Genomic DNA, 22,497 nt, shown 5'->3' on the forward strand with positions numbered 1-22,497 from the left:
CCATTGATGCAAAAAGTACGGCATTGCATTATCTTGCAGAGATGCGCGCAACCCAAAAAGCAGCGGCGTTCTACGCCCGCATCGCTGAAGCGGCGAATACATCGCAGCCAGCAGATAAAATCAGGGCTTATAAGCTGATTCTCGAAAGCCTCTTCCGGGACCTTACCCGCGAAGAACATCGCTCTTTCGGTAATCTCTTCGCGCGCATGCAATTCTACTTCGATAAGGAAGTCATTCCCCCGGATATTCAGCAACAACTGACTACCCTCCGCATTCTAACGACCAGGGCTACACGCTCTCTGTTCCCCTTACAACCTGAGGAACATAGCTTGTGTATAAAAGCGCTGGCAGAAGCAGTTTCCTGGTTTTATGAAGACGTCATTCCCTTGCACCTCTCTGAAACCTACTACGATACAGGCGATAAAACGCTCGCTCGTAATGTACGTCAGCGACCTGCAAGTATAGACTCTCTGAAATGTATGGTGACGGCAGTGGGGCCACTGGTAACCGGTCGCCAGGGTAAGTATACCTGCATACTCATGGTCAGGAATGATGAACAGGGCGATTTCCAGCTATCACTGGAAGGCCTGGAATCAGCCACCGTCATGACTTTACATGGCCAGTTACGTCCGTACGACTCCATCCACGTTATGCATTGCAGGCAGGAAATAGCCGCAGATGCTGATGAGGAGACACCGCTCATCTATACCACCACCGCCGAAAGTCAACTCGTACTGGAACCCGATCTGCTCATAGATATCAGTGACCTGGCAGAGTGCTTCAATCATAAAGGCCCGAATAAATTACTATACCTGGTAAAAAAACTGGTGCCACAACCTTCCAGTCCGGCCGCTTTCCGCGGAAACCTCGTGAACGCGCTGCTGGACGAAATGCTCCGTAACCGCGAAATTGATTTCAAAACCTCCTTCAAAGAAGCGGTAGCAGATAATGTCCTGCAGGCAGCCGCCTACGGCAGAGACAAAATCAACGAAATGTTCCGCGATATCCGGCAGTCGCACTGGGGAAACCTCCACCAGACAGTAAAAGAGCTCCAGGATAAACCGGTACAAATAGAGCCTACCTTCTTTTCGTCCATCTATGGCATCCAGGGACGTCTGGATATTATGGCGGAAGATGCGACTGATCCCAACAGGAAAGAAATCTTCGAATTGAAAAGCGGCAAAGCGCCGGAATTCAATACCTGGAAGAATCATGAAATGCAGGTAGTAGGCTATAACCTCCTCCTGCGCTCCGCTTTCGGACGCCAGCGAAAAGGTAGCTCCGCAATTCTCTATTCCGCTGCAGAAGCACAACCACTGCGCAACGTCAGTAGTACACACGCCTCTGAAAATGCGTTACTACAACTCCGAAATGAAGTGGTGGCCATGTTATTGCGACTGGCAGCGGGCGAATATGAGATACTTTCGGATATCAACAGTACAGGCGCTATCGGACTTCCCCCATTCAGCGTGGAGCCATTCATGGGCTTCGAAAGAGCCTGGACTTCCGCCCCCGATACGCTTAAAACCTATTATAAGGAGTTCTTATCCTTCCTGCTGAGAGAGTATTTACAGGCTAAATGCGGCATGTTCTCCGAAGTACACCGCGAAGACGATGCGGATGGATTTGCGGCCCTGTGGCTGCAACAGGAAGATGAAAAGGCCTCCAGATTCAATATCATCCCCGGACTGCAATTCCGGGAATTTGATACCACCAGCAGTTCTGTCATATTTGATATCGTTCTTCCTGTAAGTCATAATTTCAGGGTAGGGGACACCGCTATTATTTATCCGCGAACCGGTACAGAACCTGCGCCCCTTCAACAACAGCTACTGAAAGGACGCATTGATGAACTAGGAAAAGATTATCTCATATTCTCTCTCAACAACCGTCAGATGACCCTCGATTTCTTCCGTCAATATGAAGAATGGATCATCGAACACGATATTTTTGAGTCGAATTACTGGATAGCAGCGGCTTCCCTCTTCTATATGCTGGCGCCACAATACCGCAATAAAGCGGATTTATTGTTAGGACTCAGAACACCTCGTATTAAAGAGCTGGAAATCCCCGTTCCTACGATGTTCAACAGCAACCAGGAACAAATCGTCCGGGATGCGGTAGCCGCGGAGGACTTTTACCTCTTGCAGGGGCCTCCCGGAACGGGCAAAACGTCTGCCTTACTCACCACTATTACGGCTGAACTGGTACAACGTAACAATCATGTCATCATTGTTGCTTTCACCAATAAGGCGGTAGAAGAAATCTCTCTAAAACTGGATGCCCGCCAAATACCCTATCTGCGTATGGGCGGCAGAAATACTCCTTCGGCAGTCACCTTGCGGGATTATTGCCTGAACGGCTCCTTAGAGGAAGCCAGACAGTTCATTACCAGCCACCGCGTTTTTGTGGGCACAGTAGCCACCATGGCTACCCGCCTGGATCTACTGATGATGATGGGTATTCCTCCGGATGTATTGATTACAGATGAAGCGTCCCAGTTAACAGAACCGCAATTGTTAGGACTACTGATGCCTTTCCGGAAGTTCATCCTCATTGGCGATCAGAATCAGTTGCCGCCAGTAGTGGCCCAGGAAAGCTTTTTCTGTGCAACACGCAGTGCGGAATTGCAGCAGTTGGGCATTGCCGACTTACGCTCTTCCATATTTGAAAGGCTGATGCAGCAATGTAAAAACCAGAAATGGGATCGTTCCTGGGGCATGCTGAATACCCATTTCCGTATGCACGACAGCATTGCCAATCTGGTTAATCCCTACTATGCCGGGCAATTGGCTTCCGGACGGCAAGAGCAACAGGAAATATTTGATGCCAGCAGTTATAGTAAGGATGGTTGGGACAGACTACTATCCCTGGGCCGGAAGGTGTTTATTCCCAGTCCATATGAGCCTACTTCCAAAATGAATACCACCGAAGCCGCCAGGGTGGCCGGATTGCTACGCTATTTGCAGGTTCGTTATGGGAAAGACTTCACAAAAGATACGGTAGGTGTAGTAACGCCGTGGCGTACACAGATCAGCCTTATCCGGGAAATGATTGCGGACGACAAAGAATTACAAGGCATCAATATAGATACCGTTGAACGTTTCCAGGGTTCCGAGAATGATATCATTATTGTTTCTCTGGCGGTATATCATGCGGCGCAAGTGCAGACCTTGCAGTGTTTGGGGCAGTTTTGTTGGGAAGACACGGCCATAGAGGTAGACCGGAAGTTATTAGTAACGTTGTCGCGTGCACGAAAACAAGTGATTGTAATGGGCTATGAACCAGTATTACAGGAATCGGCGCATTATCGGAGGATATTGGCGGAGATGGTAAGAGGGGAGATGTAGGGAGAGACATGCACTAACATAACAAAGGCCGTACATTACTGTACAGCCTTTGTCAGACAACATCATATATAGATCATTCCTGGCAAACCAGGCATTAATCCAGTGTTACATGCGACCAGTTTTCGCCGCTTTTAATACGATATAATTGCATTTCACTGATATCAAACTGTTCTGCTATCTGTTTCATGGTTTTTTTACCAGGTTTGTTCAGCAGGCGTTTGATATTCTTCACTTTGCTCACATTGAGCTTCAGGCCTTTCAGCCTGTTACGTTGTTTTTCTTTATATGCTTTTTTAGCCGGACTGTTCTGTTGATGGTTTTCCATTTCTTCTTTGGTGGCCCATTTCAGGTTAGTGGCTTTGTTGTTTTTCTTGTCATAATCGAGGTGGATCACATACCTGTGTGCCCTGCCCGGTCTTTTCACAAAGAGTTTCGCCACCTCTCTGTGCAGGTAGAGTGACTGGTAGCTGTCGGCAGGCTTTACGTTTAAAACCGTATAGCCTTCCACGGTAGATCCCGTGAGGAGCTTACCATCTTCCGTACTTTCATGATAGCTGATCACTCTCCCCATGTTTGAAACAGCGTATTTTTTACGCAGGGCAGATTTGTTTTTAATCTGTAAGTCTTTCCAGACTTCGTTTCTCAGATTTTTAATTGTGGTCATGTGAAAGTAATTTTTTATTTATTGTATTCCGGGGTTATCGTTTATCCGTAAACGTTGCATCCGGCCATATCGTCTGTGGCCGGCAGATAGCTGTTTTCGGCCAATTGGGGAGCTGTCCTTTCGAAAATATGATCTTTATATTGAATCACGATCGCGTCTAATACTTCTTCAATTTCCGCTAATGTCTTTAAAGTTACTAATTGTTGTCTGAATTCTTTGACATGCGGTAACCCTTTGAGGTAATTTGCGTAATGGCGGCGCATTTCGAGGATGCCAACTATATCACCTTTCCAGGCTACAGATTGGTGCAGATGTTTACGGCACACCTGTACTCTTTCCAAAACAGTTGGTAAAGCTAAATGTTCGCCGGTTTGCATAAAATGCTTTATCTCCCGAAAAATCCAGGGATAGCCGATAGCAGCGCGTCCGATCATGATACCATCTACACCGTATTTAGCGCGTGCGGCGATAGCTTGCTCCGGCGTACATATGTCACCGTTACCAAAGATAGGAATATTAATGCGTGGATTATTCTTCACTTTGCCGATGAGCGTCCAGTCGGCGCTGCCTTTATACATTTGGGTACGGGTACGTCCGTGGATGGTGAGGGCTTTGATCCCTACATCCTGGAGGCGTTCCGCCACCTCTTCAATATTCTTGGTGTTATCGTCCCAGCCCAGGCGGGTTTTAATTGTTACTGGCAGTTTGGTCGCTTTCACAACGGCGGCTGTCAGCTTAACCATTTTCGGGATATCCTTCAGGATACCGGCGCCAGCGCCTTTACAGGCCACTTTCTTCACCGGACAACCAAAGTTAATATCCAGTAAATCAGGATTGGTCGCCTCCACAATTTGGGCCGCCATTGCCAGTGGTTCCTCGTCTCCCCCAAATATCTGAATCCCTACAGGACGTTCATAGTCGAATATATCCAGCTTTTGACGGCTCTTGATAGCATCACGGATTAATCCCTCGGAAGAAATAAACTCCGTGTACATCAGATCAGCACCACCATCCTTGCAGACTGCACGAAAAGGCGGATCACTCACATCTTCCATGGGCGCCAGCAAAAGGGGAAATTCTCCCAGTTCTATATTTCCTATCTTCACCATAAATTTAGGACCACGGCCACTTTGGCTCTTGTTATTAATGTATTAACTTATATATTTTTGGCAAATGCAGCAGAGATGTTTGAATTACTGTTACTGCATTGCTTAATTTCACGCTGTAAATTTACGCATTTTAATACAGTATTTAATTATGAGGGGCTACCTGAAGCAGCATCCGCCTATACTACAGTTTATAACCATTATTGGTTTCTACGTGGGCTTTCTGGCCGTATATCTTCTATTGATGGGGGCTTTAATCCCTAAACTTACCGGCTATACGTTTGTTGGCATCCAGGAAGGGATTCTTACTAACCCTGCACTTATCTGGCCACAACGCATCATACAATTCCTTTATTCTGTTGTCTCATTTCTGGTGCCTGCAGCGGTTTTCGCGCATTTATGGCAACCTTATCCTGCAGAGTACATGGGATTTGATCGCAGACCATCTATGATGCAGCTGGTGCTCACCATCGTACTGTTCTTTTGTGCATTACCATTTGTAGGCGCATTGGCAGAATGGAACCAGTCATGGAATGTACCGGCATCTGCCCGCGAAATGCAAGCAAAAGCAGAAATGCTTACAAAAGCCATGCTCCGCATGCCCACTGTTGGCGATTTTATCGCAAACCTGGTGCTAATAGCAATTGTACCGGCTATCACTGAGGAGTTTTTCTTCCGGGGCGTACTGCAACGCATTCTCATCAATATGACCCGTATGCGTTGGATGAGTGTAATCTTCACAGCTATTATCTTCAGCGCTATACATTTTGAAATCATGGGCTTCGCCCCAAGAATAGCCCTGGGATTCATTCTGGGAGCCATCTATCTGATCTCCGGAAACCTGTGGCTGGCAATACTGGCACATATCATCAATAATGGTATGCTGGTGGTTGCGTTCTATCTGTTCCAACACGGCATTACACATAGCGATCCATCTAAGGATGACTTCCTGCCATGGTATTATGCTATAATTAGTGTAGTCGTTACCGTGGGATTGTTCTGGGCATTGACCAAACGCTCTCCGGCGCCTATACAAGTAGATCCGCCGGCCTCAGACGAGGACGAAGACTGACAAGCACCGGAAAATTAGTACCTTACTGATCTAAAATCTTGTTTTATGGAAAAAGGCTGGGTGAAAGTTTTTGCGAGCGATCGTCCTTACGAAACAGAAATTGTAAAGGGTATGTTACAGGAGAATGGAATAGATGCTGTCATTCTCAACAGACAGTCATCTTCCTATACCTTTACCATCCCTGGTCAGGTAGAACTATATGTTCCTGAAGCCCAGGCTGATAGCGCCAAAAACCTGGTTACACAACACAATAACGCCCCTACAGGCGATCCATATGAACTGGATGAAGAAGAAAATGACGAAGAAGATCATGAATAAGGCATCCCGATGGGCATTTGCTCCTATTTTTGCAGACTTTTGCGGCATAAAATTATCTAACTGCAATTTCAAATAATGAAGACATTTTTTACCCGCACTGCGTCAGCATTGGTGTTTGTGGCAGTCATGCTGGGAGGTATTCTGTGGAATCCATTTACGTTCTTCCTGCTTTTTTTCCTGGTGAATTTCTTCGCCCTGCAGGAATATTTTAAGATTATCCGTCAGATTGATACTGACTATAGCAATATTACCCCTGTTCATCGTACGGGTACAACGGTAGCCAGTTGCGCTATCATGCTGGCCTTTACAGGGAATACTTTTATGTTCGCCGGGATTTCATCCGGATTTATTGGCTGGTGGGCAGCTATTATTTTTCTGATGGTGCTTCCTCTTGGAGAAATCCTCTTCAGTAAAGACTTTTCGCTGAAAAACATAGGCTATTCCGCACTGGGCCTGCTTTATGTGACCGTTCCTTTCAGTCTCCTCGTAAATATCCGCCTGAACGCGGAAAATATCCATTATACACCTGATCAGGTGGGTACTGCACCTGGCTGGCTGATTCCGCTATTATTGATCATTTTTATCTGGATCAATGATACGATGGCCTATATCGTAGGTTCTCTGATTGGCCGGACGCCCTTCGCGCCAGCTATTTCTCCTAAAAAAACAATTGAAGGTACCCTTGGTGGCATGATCCTCGCGGTAGCTACTGCCGGTATTTATGGCCATTTCTGGGGCGCTTCCTATCTGTCGTTCCAACATTGGCTGGCACTGGCAGGTATCGCGGCTATTTTCGGCACCATTGGCGACCTCATCGAGTCCAAACTCAAGCGTATGGCGGGAGTAAAAGACTCAGGATCTATCATGCCCGGCCATGGCGGATTCCTCGACAGATTTGACTCTATGCTGCTGGCAGCGCCATTTGCCTGGATTTATGTCCAGACATTTATGCTGTAATCAGAATTTCGTATGCTGAAATTTTTGAATTGAACTAACTTCGCAGTGCGATTAAACCAATAAACAGACAAAACAAATAAAAAAGACAATGAAGATCCATCGTGAAGGATTTGCGACCATTTCCCTTGTATTCCTGGTACTGCTGATTATTAACGGGGCAGTTTCCTACTGGTTTGACTCTCCGGCCCTTACCTGGAGCCTCCTGGCCATCTCAGTAGTGTTTTTCCTGTTCATCGTTTCTTTCTTCCGTGTACCTGCAAGAAAAAATACCGAAGGAGAAAATCTTGTGATTTCCCCTTGCGATGGTAAAGTGGTAGTGATTGAAGAAGTATATGAGCCTGAATACTTTAAAGATAAGCGTTTGCAGGTATCTATCTTTATGAGCCCTGCAAATGTGCATGTAAACAGAAATCCAATCAGCGGTGAAGTAAAGCTGTCCCAATACCATCCTGGTAAATACCTGGTGGCATGGCACCCGAAGTCTTCCACTGAGAATGAAAGACATAGCGTTGTAATCGGAAATGGTAAAACAGACATCCTCGTTCGCCAGATTGCAGGCGCTTTAGCACGTCGAATTGTGAATTACCTGAAACCAGGTATGCAGGTGTCTCAAAATGAAGAAATGGGCTTTATTAAATTTGGCTCCCGAGTAGATCTTTACTTACCTTTAGGAACCGAGGTTACCGTTCAGCTCGAACAGGTAGTCAAAGGTGCCCAAACTGTAATAGCAAAAATCTAATCCCTTTCTTTAACAAAGAAATTACCACGCATGAAAAGATTAATCACATTCGCTGTAGCTACTTTATTCGTTGTTGGTACCGCTTTCGCTCAGGACAAAACCAAAGCTGCTCCTGAAAAAGCAACCGCTAAAACTGAAAAGAAAGCCGAATGCAAAGACATGGCAAACTGTAAAGACATGTCCAACTGCAAAGATGCCACTGCTTGTCATGGCGCTGAAAAAGGAAAAAGCTGCTGCAAACAGCCTTCCAAAACGGCTACGCTGAGAACTACCGCGAAGAAAACGACTAAATCATAAAAAAAAGCCCGTCTTAAAGACGGGCTTTTTTATTTACAGGATATTTTTAATCTCAGCGAGACTATTAATCGTGAATGTTGGCGTAAAGTCTACCGGCGGTTTGGCTGGATTGAAATAAATCTGATCCATCCCAACTGCGTGAGCCCCCTTGATATCCAATTCCATCGCATCTCCTACCATGATGCTCTCTGCCGCTGATGTGCCCGCTTTTGCGATCGCAAAATCAAAGATTTCCCGATAAGGCTTCAGACTACCCGCCATCTCGGAAGTGATAATATGTGTAAAATATTTATCTATCCCTGAATTCTGCATCTTCAGCATTTGCGTTGCTTCGAATCCATTGGTAATCATATGCATAGGATAGTTTTTAGCGGCCAGATAGTCCAGCATTTCTATCGTATGCGGAAACAGTCGTTTCTTTCCGGGAAGAATCTCCAGGAACTGGTCGGATAAAGCCTCATTCAGCTTTTCATCACCAATTTTAAAGTCCAGTAAAGTCAGGCGAAATCTTTTGTAGCGAAGATCGTTGCGTGTAATGAAACCCTTTCTGAATCTGTCCCACAGTCTTTCGTTGTGTCCTACGTAGGAGTCGGAAAATTCCTGAAATGTTGGCACCCCTCTACGTTTCAAATCATGCTGCTCATAAAGCTCCTGCAATGTTTCCTGTTCGTTTGTTTCAAAGTCCCAGAGTGTATGATCCAGGTCAAAGAAAAGATGTTTATATTTCATGATCGCGCAAAGTTACGAAATACAATTTTTACTATTTTACCAGCTTAACATAGGACTTATGATGAATGCAGTAATCACCGGCGCCAGCAAAGGAATTGGAAAGGCAATAGCGGAAAGACTGGCCCGCGAAGGATTTAATGTGGCCATATGTGCCCGTCAGGAAGCGGCATTACAGGCTGCCAAAGAGAGTATTCAGGCACAAAATGCAGCTGTTACCGTACTGGCAGAACAGGTAGATATGGGAGATAAAAGTCAGGTATTGGCATTTGCAGAAAAGATAAAATCCACTTTTTCTTCCGTTGATATACTGGTCAATAATGCTGGCATCTTTATTCCTGGCGCACTCAATGAAGAGGCCGACGGTCTGCTTGAACAACTAATGGCTGTGAATGTTTACAGCGCTTATCATCTCACCAGATCATTATTACCCGACATGATTACTAAACGTAACGGACATATTTTTAATCTGTGCTCCGTTGCAAGCCATAAAGCCTACGCCAATGGCGGATCTTACAGCATTACCAAACATGCCTTGCTGGGCTTCAGCCGCAACCTGCGGGAAGAAATGAAACCTCATGGCATAAGAGTGACCAGTATCAGCCCGGGAGCCACGCTCACGGCCTCTTGGGACGGCTTTGAAGCACCTCCGGACAGAATGATGCCTCCTGAAGATATCGCTACCATCGTATGGACCGCTTTCTCTCTCGCAAAACAAACGGTTGTCGAAGATATACTCCTCCGACCGGTTTTAGGAGATATTTAACAACATATATTCATAATTTTTTAACTAACTTTTAACGGCGCGTCTACCGCTTCCCTGGCGGGTTTGGTTAAATTTGTTGACGTAATTATGATGGTTAGACTTAGTATGAGAAAGTGTATTCTCTCCTTATTGTTCTTAGTAGGACTGGCAAACTGCGCATTCGCGCAGGAATTCCGTTTTACTACCACTGTGAGTAGCAATACCGTTGCGCTGGATGAGTCATTCCAAATCCAGTTTATGCTGGAAAATGGTGTGAATATAACCGGACTTACGCTTCCTGATTTGAAGGATTTTGATATTGTGCAAGGTCCATTTGAGCAGAGAGGCCAATCTATTATGAACGGGCGCCGGTCTGAATATTACGCAGTGTTATTTGCACTGAGGCCAAAGCGTCTCGGAAGCTTTACTATTCCTGCCGCCCAGGCAAGGGTTAACGGCAATCTCGTGAAATCCAATCCTGTATTGGTAGAAGTAAAGAAAGCAAGTAGTCAGGCGCAGCAGCAAATGCAACAACAGATGCAGCAGCTGCAACAACAGCAACAACAAGGTACTGGCGCTTATGCCCCACGTAACAGGGGAGGAGATGAAGCAGTAGACGGCATTCTCCGCAAAGGTGAAAACGTAAACGAGAAATTACGCAAGAACATATTCGTTAAAGTAGAGGTAGACAAAACCAATCTCTATGAAGGCGATCAACTAACGGCAACGTATAAACTCTATACGCGCCTCCCAACAAATTCCAGCGTTACAAAAGTTCCTGCTTTCAAAGGATTTTCCGCGAAAGACATAGACCTTCCAAACCCGCCACAGCCTACAGAAGAGGTCGTGAATGGCGTGCCATTTAAGGTGTTTACCATCCGTAAAACATTATTATTCCCGCTGCAATCCGGTACCCTGGAACTGGAACCTGTAGAAGTGGATAACCAGGTGCGACTGGTGAAAATTGTCCAGAATAAACATAATAAAGGCGGAAGTGGCAGAGATCCATTTGAGGATTTCTTCAATGATCCTGCTTTTAAAGATCCATTCTATGACGATTTCTTCAATCGCGCGGATGTGGAATATGAGGATGTGCCGTATAAAACCCAGTGTAATCCTGTTAATATTACAGTGAAGCCACTGCCGGCAGAAGGCCGTCCGGAGAGCTTCAACGGAGCGGTAGGTAAGTTCACCATGGATGCTGTGGTGGATAAAACCAAACTCAGTACCGATGATGCGCTTACTTTGAAAGTAACCATCAGTGGACAAGGAAACGTGAACTTGTTGAACACGCCTAAACTGAATGTACCTACAGGTTTCGAAAAATACGATCCTAAAGTAACTGACAATATTGAGAAGAACAGTAATCCACTGTCTGGCAGCCGTACTTTCGAGTTTGTACTGATGCCTACAGAAGCCGGCAATCATGTCATCCCGGCGGTGGAATTCTCATACTTCGATCCTGTTGCTAATACTTACAAAACGGTGAAATCAGCGCCATTTACCATCGCTATTTCACAAGGTAAAAAGGTGAAATCCGAAAAACAGGATTTCAGCGTAGGCAGAAATGAACTAACGAACATTGAATATGGTATCTTACCATGGGTGAAAAAACAAACATGGTTTATCACCAGTCCATTGTTCTATGGCCTGCTGCTATTGCCTTTGCTGGTATTTGCAGGAATGACTTATTACAAGCGCCGCAAAGATTACAATACCACTAATGCGGCCCTTCTTAAACACCGTTATGCAAACAAAGTGGCGCTCAAACGCCTGGAGCTGGCGGCTCGTTATCTCAAAGAAGGTAAGGACAAAGCTTTCTATGAAGAAACCTCTCGTGCTGTTTGGGGCTACCTGAGCCATAAGCTGAAGATTCCTTTTGCCGATCTCAGCAAACAATTAATTCAGGAAAAACTCGCTGCCCGTAGCATTAACGGCAGCAATACATCAGAACTCTTTGAACTGATCGATAACTGTGAAGTAGCACTCTACGCGCCCGGCCAGGATAATCGCCGCATGCAGGGCACTTATGAGAAAGCAGTTAGTATCATTTCCAATCTGGAGGATGCATTGAAAAATTAATTTAACAACAGGCAAATGTTGCATTTCAGAATGATCAAATCGTTATTCCTGGCTGCGGGATTATTCCTGATGGCAGGCGCTTTTCAGGCGTCCGCACAGGAAGTGAACCCACAGCAACGTTTTGACGAAGCCAATAATCTTTATCGCCAAAGTAAATTCACGGAAGCAGCTGGCATATACCAGCAACTGATTGATGCGGGGTATAGTCAGCGCGGACTCTTTCTAAATGCGGGGAATGCCTGGTACAAAGCAGGCAAAACGGGTATGGCGGTGTATAGCTATGAGAAAGCATTGCAATTATCTCCGGCAGACGCGGCCATTCAACATAACCTTTCGCTCGCTAATCAGAAAGTAACGGGTTATACCGGCGAATTGCCACTGGTATTTTTTCAGCAATGGTGGCTGAAATTACAGCACATGCATTCTTCCAATGGCTGGGCTACTGGCGCGATAATATTCTTCTGGATACTGATTGCAAGTATCATTGTTAATTTGCTGATACCAGGTTATCGAAACAAATATCTCTCCTGGGGCTACTATCTATTCGGGGGACTCTTCATACTCTATTTGCTTATGTCTGTCGATACTTATATGATTGCCAACAATCATCATAACGGTATCGTCATGATGGAAACCATCAAAGTAAAAGCTGCACCAGACGGCAGTAGCAAGGACTTATTCGAGTTGCATGAAGGAATGAAAGTAAAAATCCTGGATGCTACCAGAGAGTATTGCAAAGTAGAACTGACAGACGGCAAAAACGGCTGGATCATCTGTGCAGGCGTAAAAAATCTGTAATTACATCTTTTCAATTCGCATAAGGAAATCCTGCTTTTTCTGGCGGGATACGGGTACACTTTGTCCATCGCACATAATGATTTCTCCACCGTCTCCTTTGATGTATTTATCCATAAAGGAAAGGTTCACGAGGAAGCAGTTGTGTACGCGGAAGAAGGCTTTATCTTCCAGTAGTACTTCCATTTCTTTTAGCGTACGTGCAGCTTGGAAGGGTTTTTCCTGCGAGCGCAGGTGAATACTCGTAGTGGCGCCGCTGGATTCACAATAGAGGATATCGCTGGCGATGACCATACGAAGGCCTTCAGCGGTGGGTAATGCGAGTCTCTCCGACTGCTTTATATGCTGTTGGAGCATTTCTACCAGGTTATCTACTTTTTTGGTAACAGATTGTCCCTGGCGTTGGGTGGCTTTTATCACCGCCTCTTTGAGTTCATGGGCATCTATGGGTTTGAGGAGATAATCCAGTGCGCTATGGCGGATTGCCTGCACTGCATAATGATCGTATGCTGTGGTAAAGATCACAGCAAAGGAGCCTCTTTTTGTAGCCTCCAACACCTGGAAACCGTCCAGTCCTGGCATTTCAACATCGAGAAATAACAACTGCGGGTCATAGAGGGCAATTGCTTCCAGAGCGGCTTCTCCGTTATTACAGGTAGCCATTACCGTTATATCGGGGCAGTTACTCTCTAGAAGAATGCGAAGAACATCCCTGCTGTGCTTCTCGTCGTCCACAATGATGGCGCGCATGGAGATAGAAATAGTTGATATATGGGTTTATTTGCTCTCAAAGGCTGATCCGACAGCCTTCTTCGAATGAAAAATTACATCATTTTTCTCATCCATCCAAAGAATCAACCAATGAGTGCTTGTCTGGATGAGGTATAGGCCATACTAATGATGAGGCGGTTTCCACAGGGGAGGGAAGTATTGTCCAGTATTTGCTGGACAGATATCTGGGCCTGCATATGGTAGCGTTCACTCAGCAGGTATAGGCGTTCTGAAGCTATATCAATTCCGTTGGCCAATCTTTCCCCGGTATCATCCAAAAGGGGCGAAGACGGTGCGCCGTTATCTTCCAGCCGGATAAAAAGTCGCTCATCTTCCCGACCAATATTAATGATCAGTTTACCTCCACTTTTTTCGGGTCTCAACAGCAATCTACGCCAGATGGCATATTGTACATAAGGCTGAATGATCAGGGGAGGAATCAGTGTTTGGTAAGGTTCTACATCGGGATCAAGGGATAGTTGATAATCGAATTGATTGTCGAACCGAAGTTGTTCCAGTTGCAGGTAAAGCTCCAGGGCTTCGAGATCTTCCTGCAGGGAGACCCATTCCTTGTTGAAATTCCCCATCATCAGGCGCATCAACCGGGAAAATCGGGTGAGGTATAACGAGGCCATTTCTGTACTGGTAGTAAGGATGTAATGATGAATAGCGTTGAGGCTATTGAAGATGAAATGCGGGTCTAGCTGGGCCTGGAAGGCATGTATTTCCAGGTTCATGATGGTTTGTTTGCGATGTAGTTCTTTTTCGGATGCGCGACGTTTATTCTTCTCCCGGTAGTAGAAGAAAAACAGCAACAATAGGAGGCAGAACAAGGATAGTATCCAGTAAGGCCAAGCTGTTGCGATATTCAGATCTATTAAGAAAATAGGCGCCACAATACTTAAATATCGGGCAAAAGCAGGCGAAGTGAAAGGGGCAATTTATACTAGGCGGAAATTGACAGGAAAGCGGTGAAAAATGGAGGAAAATTGGCAGTGAAGAGATTTGTGCCCTACAAGCGGACCGCTGCAAGGCACAAACAGTAATTTATACTTCAGTAAATTTATATCCCACGCCACGAACGGAATGGAAGTATTTTGAGTTCCGGCTGTCTTCCTCAAAATATTTTCTGAAATTCAGGATGAAGTTATCGATGGTTCTGGTGGTAGGATATACGTTGTATCCCCATACCACTTGCAGGATTTTTTCGCGGGTAACTACTTCGCCTTTGTTTTCAATGAGCAGTTTCAGGAGCATGGCTTCTTTCTTGCTCAGTTCATAGTGTTTGCCATCTTTCCCGATGCATTCCTGTGCGGCGAAATCGATCGTATTGTTACCGAATTTATACACATTGGGAACGCTGTCTTTATCTTGGATCTTCTTGTTTTTTACAATCAGTTTTTCCACACGGAGCAGCAGTTCTTCCAGGTTAAAAGGCTTCGTCATGTAATCGTCTCCGCCTTTTTTCAGTCCCAGTACTCTGTCGGCGCTACTATTTTTAGCGCTGAGGAAGAGGATAGGCACTTCATTATTTTGTATGCGTATATTCTCACATACGGCGATACCGTCCATTTCGGGGAGCATGATATCGAGTATGATAAGGTCGAAATATTCGTTCTTCACTGCTTTCAGGGCGGCAGTACCATTGTCTACAGCAGTGACTTCGTATCCTTCCAGCTCCAGGTTCAGCTTCAGCGCCTCCTGGAGATTTTCTTCATCTTCCACCAGTAGTATTGATGCTTTTGTAGCTTCCTTCATGTGTTAATATTTGATTGTAAGTCAAATGATGGATTAAAAGGCTGCCTCTAATCCTATTTAAATTTACGCCGTTTGCACGGAATATTGGCTCCAGGTTATTTCAAAACATGCGCCGGTTGGTGTATTGTTCAGTACCCGAATGTTACCGTTGTGTTGCTCTACAATTTTTGCTGTAAGGAAGAGTCCCAGCCCGGAGCCTTTGGCTTTACGGGTGTTTTCATTTCCTACCCGGTAAAACTTCAGGAAGATTCTTTCTTTTTCTTCATCAGGGATACCAGGTCCTTCGTCAATTACCTGCAATTTCAGCTGGTTGTTGGATTCAAACAGCTTTACAAAGATAGCGGTATTGCGGGGTGCATATTTGGCAGCATTTTCCACCAGGTTACTGAGTACAATATGCAGCATCAGTTTGTCACCTTCCATCCATACCCCTGGCAAAATGCTTGCCTGAATGCTATGAGTGCCAATTCGTCCGCCAATTTCTTTAATATCTGACTCCAGGAGCTGCGAAATATTCAGTGGCTCCTTGAAAAGTTGGTACCGGTGCGTTTCCAGTTGTGCCGCCAGCAGGATATTATTACATAACTGGTCGAGGCGATTGGTTTCCCGAATGGTATTATCTATCAGCCGGAGTTGTTTCTCTTCATCCAGTTTATGTTTCCGGATGGTTTCCAGGTTTAGTTTGGCGGCTGCTATAGGCGATTTCAGTTCATGAGTGACTGCCATCATAAAGTTTTGCTGTTGCCGGCTCAACTTCATGTATTTCCAGATAGCCCGGTAAACGAAAAGGGCGCCAACGAGGATAATACCGAGAAAGGTGAGTCCCTCTCCGAGGTATTTGAAGGTACGCATGGATTCATCCTTCTCTATGCGTTGCAGTTCCAGCTGATGTTCTACGGGTTTTGCCAGGCTATCTATCCGCAGGATGAGGTTCTGGCGTTCGAAGGTTGTTATCTGGTGACTCTGGCGAAGCAGTAATATGCCCCACCAGATGAGTGCAGCAACAGTATAGGCCAATACCAGGAAATAGAGGAAGGAAACGGATTTTCCTTCCTGCCTGACGTAATGTATAAACTTTTTCATTAAGGCCGTTTGCCGGCTTTTTCAATCCGCAGACCGACATTCATCACATTGGGGAGCGGATTTTGCCGCATGTTTTGTTCAAAAGAGATTTTATAAACTCCCGGCTTGCTGAAAATAGCATGTTGTTGGATAGGTACCCGATGTTCATAAATATCATCGATACCCGTTCCTAACCATTTTCCGGAAGGTTCCGCCAGTGGCAGCTCAACGCGTTGACTGGATGGCAGACTGTCGCCCGGATATTGCGTTCCTATTAGCACCCAAAGGTTGCTGTAAGGGTAGGCCGCCGAGTGACGCACATTCACATATATGTTATACAGCCAGGCTGTATCTTCAGGTTCCAGTTTTACTTCGAAAGATGGCTTGTAATCATAGGACCAGTCGTGCCCAGGGACTTCCAGGTTTCTTTCATAGACGTCCAGTTTGGGCGGCTTGCAGGCAGCAGCCAGCATAAATAGGCCTGCAGTTACCAGGAGAACTCTCTTCATAAAGGTATTCGCCTTACTATAATACGTTTAATACTTGTTCTTTTGCTTTCTCCAGCTCATCTTTCATCAGTACTACCCATTGCTGAATACCAGCATCGTTGGCTTTTGATCCGGTAGTATTGATTTCTCTGCCCACTTCCTGCAGTACAAATCCCAGTTTTTTACCTTTTGCAGGATCTGCTTCTCTAAGGATTTCCTTAAAGTAGCGGCAGTGATTTTCCAGACGGGTCAGCTCTTCAGAGATATCCAGTTTTTCCAGATAGAAGATAAGCTCCTGTTCCAGTCTGTTACTGTCTACATTTTCTTTTCCTACATGTTCAGCCAGCAGGCCTTCCAGGCGTTGACGGATTCTGTCCTTGCGGAGAGGGTCCAGTTCTTTCACCTTGACCATGTAAGTTTCGATATTCTCTATTCGCTGTAACAGATCTGACTCCAGCATTACGCCTTCGTTCTGACGATGCATGTCCAGATCTTGCAGAGCTGCCTGCAATACCTCTTCCACATCTTTCCACTCCTCAGTGGTCATCTGTTCAGTGGCTGGCGTTACTACCTCCGGCAATTTCATGAGGATATTCAGCATATCGCCCTGAGGGAGTTCCAGCTGATTAGCCAGCATGGTGATAGACTGGTAATAGTATTTCGCAAGATCCGTGTTGATCACAACAGGTCTTGTGGCGCCATTCTGACGAATGTTGACAGTAGCATCCAGCGTACCACGTTGGAGTGCCTGCTGCATTTGAGAGCGGATTTCAAATTCATAGGGTTTCAGCAAAGGAGAAAATTTCAAATTCACCTCAAACTGCTTCCCATTGAGCGATTTAATCTCTACCACAATTGTTGTTTCGCCTCTCGTGCTCTCCGCCCTTCCGAAGCCAGTCATTGATTTCAGCATAATAGAAATTTGTAGGCAACAAACCTAGTTAAATAAGACCAGAAAGCCAAAAGCATAATGGCGACTAGCCCAGCTTTAACTTCTGGTAAACCTCTGTGCGGCTCAGGGAGATCATGTCTCCCGGTTGCATTCCCGCTACTGTTAATCCTTCCATGCGATAACGGACAAGCCTCAACGTAGGAAAACCAACGGCAGCTGTCATTTTACGCACCTGCCTGTTCTTCCCCTCATGTAAAACCATCCTTATCCATGGCGCCGGAATACTTTTTCGAAATCTGATAGGAGGGTTACGTGGCGGCAACTCCGGCTCTCCCTCAAACAGGGATGCCTGACAACGCCTCGTCTGGTACATCTTTCCATCCACATTAATCTGCACTCCCTTCTCTAGTTTACTAACCGCCTCTTCCGTTACGGCTCCGTCTACCTGTACCCAGTATTCTCTCTCATGCTGATATTTCGGAGATAAAATGCGGTGATTCAATGATTTATCATTCGTCAGCAACAATAATCCCTCGCTATCATAATCCAGGCGTCCTACCGGGTATACATCTGAAGGTACTTTAAAGAAATCGGCCAGACAAGCTTTATTACCTTCCGGTGTAAATCTTGTCAGTACCTCATATGGTTTATAAATTATATAATAATTGAACGCCACTACTGCTTTTACTTTGGTTAAGGAGCCGTAAATTAGTACTTTTGCATAATTCGTTATGAGTATACCTAATAATCCTGCTTGTCAGAACTGCAAAGACCGCTTCACATCTATCTTTTGTAAAGCGGACCACAACAATCTCGAACAGATTGATGAGGCAAAGGTATGTTCTGCCTACAAGAAAGGACAAGTGATTTTCCATGAAGGCGCATACCCATTCGGCGTATTCTGCATCAATGATGGTAAAATCAAACTGTCGCACAGTGGAGATGATGGCCGCGAACAAATCGTACGCCTCGTCAAAGCCGGCGATATCATGGGATACAAAGCCCTGCTCAGCAACGAACGCTATACTGCCACCGCTACCGCCCTGGAAGATTCCTCCATCTGCTTTATTCCCAAAGACCTCTTCCTGAACATACTTCAGAAAGATGCATCCCTGTCTTTTGAAATGATGCGCATTCTCTCCAGCGAATTACGCAAGGCAGAACTGAAAATTACGCATCTCGCCCAAAAACCTGTGAGAGAAAGACTCGCAGAAACATTACTCTTTATCCGTGAAACCTACGGCCTGGAAGAAGATGGCAGCACCCTCAACGTTCGCCTCTCCAGAGAAGAAATAGCCAATCTAGTAGGCACTGCTACCGAATCCGCTATCAGACTGCTTTCTGAATTCAAAAAAGATGGTATGATCGAACTGGACGGAAAAAGAATCCGCCTCCTCGACGTACCAGAAATCGTCAGAACAGCTAACCTCCACGACTAGTTCCTGATAAAAATCAGTTTTTGCCTTGATACATGTCATAGTATCCCCAAAAGGGTACAGGTAATTTTGTGCTATCAAAAATCTACCCGAACTGATGCATGCATTTGCCATTATAAATTTTCATGAACTTAGCCCAACTACCCTCTGCGATGTGGTGGTACACAAATTCCATCATCCTATCGAACAGACGGCAGATGAAATCATGACCTATTTCAACCTGGAACTTCCCGACGACAGCCAGGTAGCAGGATCCGCAGCTATTCAGCAACTCCTGTTCTCCAGACTGCATGCCGAATTTTCTCAGGTAATCCGTAAGGAAGCCACCATTCTGTATCCTGTAATCCGTGAAAAATGTGTGCTCGAAGAAAAATACAAATGCATACAACCTGCCACCTACGAAAGTATCCGACAAGCATTCCAGAAAATCACCCTGCTACTACAAAAGCTCCGTCAGGTAAGCGATAATTACCAGATCCAGCAAACATGGAGCAGCGAATATAAACTCTGTGTCAGTAACCTCTACATGCTGGAGCAACTGATACAGCAATGGCTGTATATCGAACAAAATATACTGTACCCAACTGTTACCAAACCCGGTACCATCATCGTTCAGCAGGATGAATTAAATAACACATCAAGCATCGACTAATGGCAAACACCCATACGCATACACATGTAGCTTGCTTCCATTGCGGAGAAGATTGCAACGATCATCCGATTATGATGGCAGAGAAATCCTTCTGCTGCGAAGGATGTAAGCTCGTATATGAACTGCTTCATCAGCACAATCTATGCGAATATTACGATCTGAACGCCAAGCCAGGCATCAATCAGCGTATAGTGGTGAGACAGGATAAATTCGCCTTCCTGGACGATGAAAAAATTCAGCAACACCTGATCCAGTTTCGCGACGAAGATCAAATACATATTACCCTTTATCTTCCGCAAATCCACTGTAGCTCTTGCTTGTGGCTTCTTGAAAATCTCCACAAACTGGAAACGGGCGTACAACGTGTAACCGTCAACTTTACCAGAAAGGAAGCGAAGATTATTTATAATTATAGGGAGACAACATTACGCCGCGTTGCGGAAGTGCTCACCAGTATTGGATATGAGCCTTATATCAGCCTGAATGATATGAAAGAGAAGAAACCCCGCGTGCAACGCAAACTGGTGTATCAGTTGGGCGTGGCCGGTTTCTGCTTCGGTAATATTATGCTGCTGAGTTTCCCGGAATATTTTACAGGAAATAACCACTCCGATGCATCTATGAACCGCATGTTTCAATACATGAACCTGGTGCTGGCCCTGCCTGTATTCTTTTATAGTGCACAGGCATTCTATAAATCAGCATGGAGCGGACTCAAACATGGTTTTCTCAATATTGACGTGCCTATCGTGCTGGCCATACTTGTCACTTTTATCCGCAGTCTGGCAGAAGTAGCTGCCGGCCATTCCGGATATTTCGACTCTATGACCGGCATCGTATTCTTTATGCTCATCGGTAGAGTTCTCCAGGAAAAAACATACCAGGGACTTTCCTTTGACCGCGATTACACGTCCTATTTTCCCATAGCCGTCAGCGTTATAAAAGACGGCAACGAAGTACCTACAACTTTGCCTGATATCAAAACGAATGACACCCTGTTGATTCATCATCAGGAACTGATTCCGGCAGACGGTATTATTTCCCGCGGGTCCGCTCTGATCGACTACAGCTTTGTAACTGGTGAAGCTGCGCCGGTAAAGAAATCCGTTGGTGAAATAGTATACGCCGGAGGCAGACAGGTGGGCGGGAATATCGAAATTCTCACCATCAAAGAGGTAGCGCAAAGCTACCTCACCAGCCTCTGGAACCGCGATGAACTCAAAGACTCCGGCAAGCAGACAAATGTATCCTTTGTACATCTGCTATCTCAATATTTTACCTGGGTAGTATTACTCATTGCTGTAATCACCGCCGCAGTATGGACTGTAAAAGATCCATCCCGTATATGGCCTTCCGTTACTGCGATTCTGATTATTGCCTGTCCTTGTGCACTTTTGCTCGCGTCTTCCTTTACCAATGGTCACATACTTCGTATTCTCTCTCGTCATAAGTTATACCTGAGAAATGCGCAATCAATTGAGAATCTGGCTAATACCACCCATATCGTATTTGATAAAACAGGTACGTTGACAGGTAAAGCCGGCACCGAAGTACGTTTCTTCGGCGATCCGCTGACACCTACTCAGGAAATGAAGATTGGTAGTCTTGCCGCACAATCTTTACATCCCCTGAGTGCCGCTATCAGCAACTATTGTGGCGTTGCCAACAACTATGCGGTCCGCGATTTTCGGGAGTTTGAAGGGAAAGGTATCTGCGGTTGGATAGACGATCTGTTTATCCGCATGGGCAGTGCCGAGTTTATAGGTATTAAGCAGAAAACAGCCCAGGACGGAAGTACCGTGTTTATATCTATCAATGAAAAACCAATAGGATTATTTACCATCCGCAATGGTTATCGTCCTGGTATCCGGAGTATGCTGGAGCATGTACGCGATCACTACGATTTATCTGTTCTCTCTGGCGATAACACCCGTGAAGCAGGCAGTTTGCGAATACTCATGGGCGCCAACGCCACCTTGCGCTTTGAACAAAAGCCAGCAGATAAACTGGACTATATTATTAAACTGCAAGGGAAAGGAGAGAAGGTATTAATGATTGGGGACGGACTCAATGATGCCGGCGCTCTGAAACAAAGTGATACCGGCATTTCTGTGGCAGAAAGCACCAATAATTTCACCCCTGCCAGCGATGGCATTATTGAAGCAGAACAGTTAAAACTGCTACCATCCTTTATCCGCTTATGTAAATCCAACAGGCATATCGTTATTATCAGCTTCCTCATGTCGCTGGCATATAATATTACAGGCTTGTACTTTGCCGTGCAGGGAATGTTATCTCCATTAATTGCGGCCATCTTAATGCCGGCAAGTTCTATCAGTATTATTCTACTCACTTACAGCATGAGTGAACTGAGTGGTCGGAGGCTTGCTGCAAGTGCGACAACCGCAATCCCTGACAAAAATCATGTTTGAGATTGAGTAAAGTCATAGTACCCCGAAAAGACGGCCCTTACCTTTGTACACGACACGAAACATATACATAGTAACAACCTCAAAGCACTAGTATTAATGCCCGTATTGAAATGGGCCCCGCAAACTAACCGTTTGCGGGGCAACGGGTAACCCTT

22 protein-coding genes are annotated in these 22,497 nt (G+C 45.5%); 12 read left to right on the forward strand and 10 right to left on the reverse strand.

The features are described 5' to 3' along the window. The first annotated feature begins 41 nt into the window (after positions 1–41). Positions 42–3,350 carry an AAA domain-containing protein gene (locus CLV59_RS05730; RefSeq protein WP_111591062.1) on the forward strand — a complete coding sequence of 1,103 codons (3,309 nt, stop codon included), beginning with the start codon at positions 42–44 and terminating at the stop codon, positions 3,348–3,350. Positions 3,351–3,444: 94 nt separating this feature from the next. Here the strand turns inward: CLV59_RS05730 and CLV59_RS05735 are convergent, their stop codons facing one another. Both CLV59_RS05735 and dusB read right to left on the reverse strand, forming a co-directional pair. Continuing rightward, on the reverse strand, positions 3,445–4,014 hold the full coding sequence (locus CLV59_RS05735; RefSeq protein WP_111591063.1) for an NUMOD4 domain-containing protein: 570 nt from the start codon (positions 4,012–4,014) through the stop codon (positions 3,445–3,447). 41 nt (positions 4,015–4,055) lie between these two features. Next, complete coding sequence (dusB, locus tag CLV59_RS05740) at positions 4,056–5,123, reverse strand: tRNA dihydrouridine synthase DusB (protein WP_111591064.1); 1,068 nt, start codon at positions 5,121–5,123, stop codon at positions 4,056–4,058. A 148-nt stretch (positions 5,124–5,271) separates the two neighbouring features. On the opposite strand from dusB, the gene CLV59_RS05745 reads away from it, so the two are divergent. The 5 genes from CLV59_RS05745 to CLV59_RS05765 all read left to right on the forward strand — a co-directional run bounded on the left by CLV59_RS05745 (position 5,272) and on the right by CLV59_RS05765 (position 8,503). Further along, positions 5,272–6,192, forward strand: a complete 921-nt coding sequence (locus CLV59_RS05745) for a CPBP family intramembrane glutamic endopeptidase (protein ID WP_111591065.1) — start codon at positions 5,272–5,274, stop codon at positions 6,190–6,192. Positions 6,193–6,237: 45 nt separating this feature from the next. Next, positions 6,238–6,510, forward strand: a complete 273-nt coding sequence (locus CLV59_RS05750; protein ID WP_111591066.1) for a putative signal transducing protein — start codon at positions 6,238–6,240, stop codon at positions 6,508–6,510. A gap of 75 nt (positions 6,511–6,585) precedes the next feature. Further along, the gene (locus CLV59_RS05755; protein ID WP_111591067.1) at positions 6,586–7,467 is read left to right on the forward strand and encodes a phosphatidate cytidylyltransferase; all 882 of its coding nucleotides are present in this window, start codon (positions 6,586–6,588) and stop codon (positions 7,465–7,467) included. 88 nt (positions 7,468–7,555) lie between these two features. Further along, positions 7,556–8,206 carry a phosphatidylserine decarboxylase family protein gene (locus CLV59_RS05760; RefSeq protein WP_111591068.1) on the forward strand — a complete coding sequence of 217 codons (651 nt, stop codon included), beginning with the start codon at positions 7,556–7,558 and terminating at the stop codon, positions 8,204–8,206. A 30-nt stretch (positions 8,207–8,236) separates the two neighbouring features. Then, positions 8,237–8,503: a hypothetical protein gene (locus CLV59_RS05765; protein ID WP_111591069.1), complete on the forward strand. Its 267-nt coding sequence runs from the start codon at positions 8,237–8,239 to the stop codon at positions 8,501–8,503. A gap of 33 nt (positions 8,504–8,536) precedes the next feature. Here the strand turns inward: CLV59_RS05765 and CLV59_RS05770 are convergent, their stop codons facing one another. After that, positions 8,537–9,232, reverse strand: a complete 696-nt coding sequence (locus tag CLV59_RS05770; RefSeq protein WP_111591070.1) for a YjjG family noncanonical pyrimidine nucleotidase — start codon at positions 9,230–9,232, stop codon at positions 8,537–8,539. 58 nt (positions 9,233–9,290) lie between these two features. Here CLV59_RS05770 and CLV59_RS05775 point away from each other — a divergent pair, with 58 nt between their 5' ends. The 3 genes from CLV59_RS05775 (at position 9,291) to CLV59_RS05785 (ending at position 12,854) form a co-directional block, all read left to right on the forward strand. Continuing rightward, a complete protein-coding gene (locus tag CLV59_RS05775) occupies positions 9,291–9,995 on the forward strand; it encodes an SDR family oxidoreductase (RefSeq protein ID WP_245950816.1) in 705 nt (234 codons plus the stop codon). An 87-nt stretch (positions 9,996–10,082) separates the two neighbouring features. Then, a complete protein-coding gene (locus tag CLV59_RS05780; protein WP_111591071.1) occupies positions 10,083–12,056 on the forward strand; it encodes a BatD family protein in 1,974 nt (657 codons plus the stop codon). Between the two features lie 15 nt (positions 12,057–12,071). Further along, on the forward strand, positions 12,072–12,854 hold the full coding sequence (locus tag CLV59_RS05785) for an SH3 domain-containing protein (protein ID WP_111591072.1): 783 nt from the start codon (positions 12,072–12,074) through the stop codon (positions 12,852–12,854). Here the strand turns inward: CLV59_RS05785 and CLV59_RS05790 are convergent, their stop codons facing one another. The 7 genes from CLV59_RS05790 to CLV59_RS05820 all read right to left on the reverse strand — a co-directional run bounded on the left by CLV59_RS05790 (position 12,855) and on the right by CLV59_RS05820 (position 18,498). Continuing rightward, entirely contained in the window at positions 12,855–13,601 is a 747-nt protein-coding gene (locus CLV59_RS05790; RefSeq protein WP_111591073.1) for a LytR/AlgR family response regulator transcription factor, read from the reverse strand. Positions 13,602–13,705: 104 nt separating this feature from the next. Then, positions 13,706–14,518: a sensor histidine kinase gene (locus CLV59_RS05795; RefSeq protein ID WP_111591074.1), complete on the reverse strand. Its 813-nt coding sequence runs from the start codon at positions 14,516–14,518 to the stop codon at positions 13,706–13,708. Positions 14,519–14,669: 151 nt separating this feature from the next. Beyond that, positions 14,670–15,380, reverse strand: a complete 711-nt coding sequence (locus CLV59_RS05800) for a response regulator transcription factor (RefSeq protein WP_111591075.1) — start codon at positions 15,378–15,380, stop codon at positions 14,670–14,672. Between the two features lie 63 nt (positions 15,381–15,443). Further along, positions 15,444–16,463 carry a sensor histidine kinase gene (locus CLV59_RS05805; protein WP_111591076.1) on the reverse strand — a complete coding sequence of 340 codons (1,020 nt, stop codon included), beginning with the start codon at positions 16,461–16,463 and terminating at the stop codon, positions 15,444–15,446. Further along, positions 16,463–16,951 (reverse strand): gliding motility lipoprotein GldH, encoded by a 489-nt coding sequence (locus CLV59_RS05810; protein ID WP_111591077.1) that lies wholly within the window; start codon positions 16,949–16,951, stop codon positions 16,463–16,465. The genes CLV59_RS05805 and CLV59_RS05810 overlap by 1 nt, the downstream gene beginning before the upstream one ends. Positions 16,952–16,967: 16 nt before the next feature. After that, complete coding sequence (locus tag CLV59_RS05815) at positions 16,968–17,843, reverse strand: YicC/YloC family endoribonuclease (RefSeq protein ID WP_111591078.1); 876 nt, start codon at positions 17,841–17,843, stop codon at positions 16,968–16,970. Between the two features lie 64 nt (positions 17,844–17,907). Then, positions 17,908–18,498 carry a pseudouridine synthase gene (locus CLV59_RS05820; protein ID WP_111591079.1) on the reverse strand — a complete coding sequence of 197 codons (591 nt, stop codon included), beginning with the start codon at positions 18,496–18,498 and terminating at the stop codon, positions 17,908–17,910. A gap of 55 nt (positions 18,499–18,553) precedes the next feature. On the opposite strand from CLV59_RS05820, the gene CLV59_RS05825 reads away from it, so the two are divergent. The 3 genes from CLV59_RS05825 (at position 18,554) to CLV59_RS05835 (ending at position 22,342) form a co-directional block, all read left to right on the forward strand. Continuing rightward, positions 18,554–19,261: a Crp/Fnr family transcriptional regulator gene (locus CLV59_RS05825; protein ID WP_111591080.1), complete on the forward strand. Its 708-nt coding sequence runs from the start codon at positions 18,554–18,556 to the stop codon at positions 19,259–19,261. A gap of 94 nt (positions 19,262–19,355) precedes the next feature. Continuing rightward, on the forward strand, positions 19,356–19,910 hold the full coding sequence (locus CLV59_RS05830; RefSeq protein WP_111591081.1) for a hypothetical protein: 555 nt from the start codon (positions 19,356–19,358) through the stop codon (positions 19,908–19,910). After that, on the forward strand, positions 19,910–22,342 hold the full coding sequence (locus CLV59_RS05835) for a heavy metal translocating P-type ATPase (protein ID WP_111591082.1): 2,433 nt from the start codon (positions 19,910–19,912) through the stop codon (positions 22,340–22,342). Before CLV59_RS05830 ends, CLV59_RS05835 begins: the two co-directional genes overlap by 1 nt. Positions 22,343–22,497 lie beyond the last annotated feature (155 nt).

Source organism: Chitinophaga dinghuensis, from assembly GCF_003259435.1.
In the GTDB taxonomy this organism is placed as follows: Bacteria; Bacteroidota; Bacteroidia; order Chitinophagales; family Chitinophagaceae; genus Chitinophaga; species Chitinophaga dinghuensis.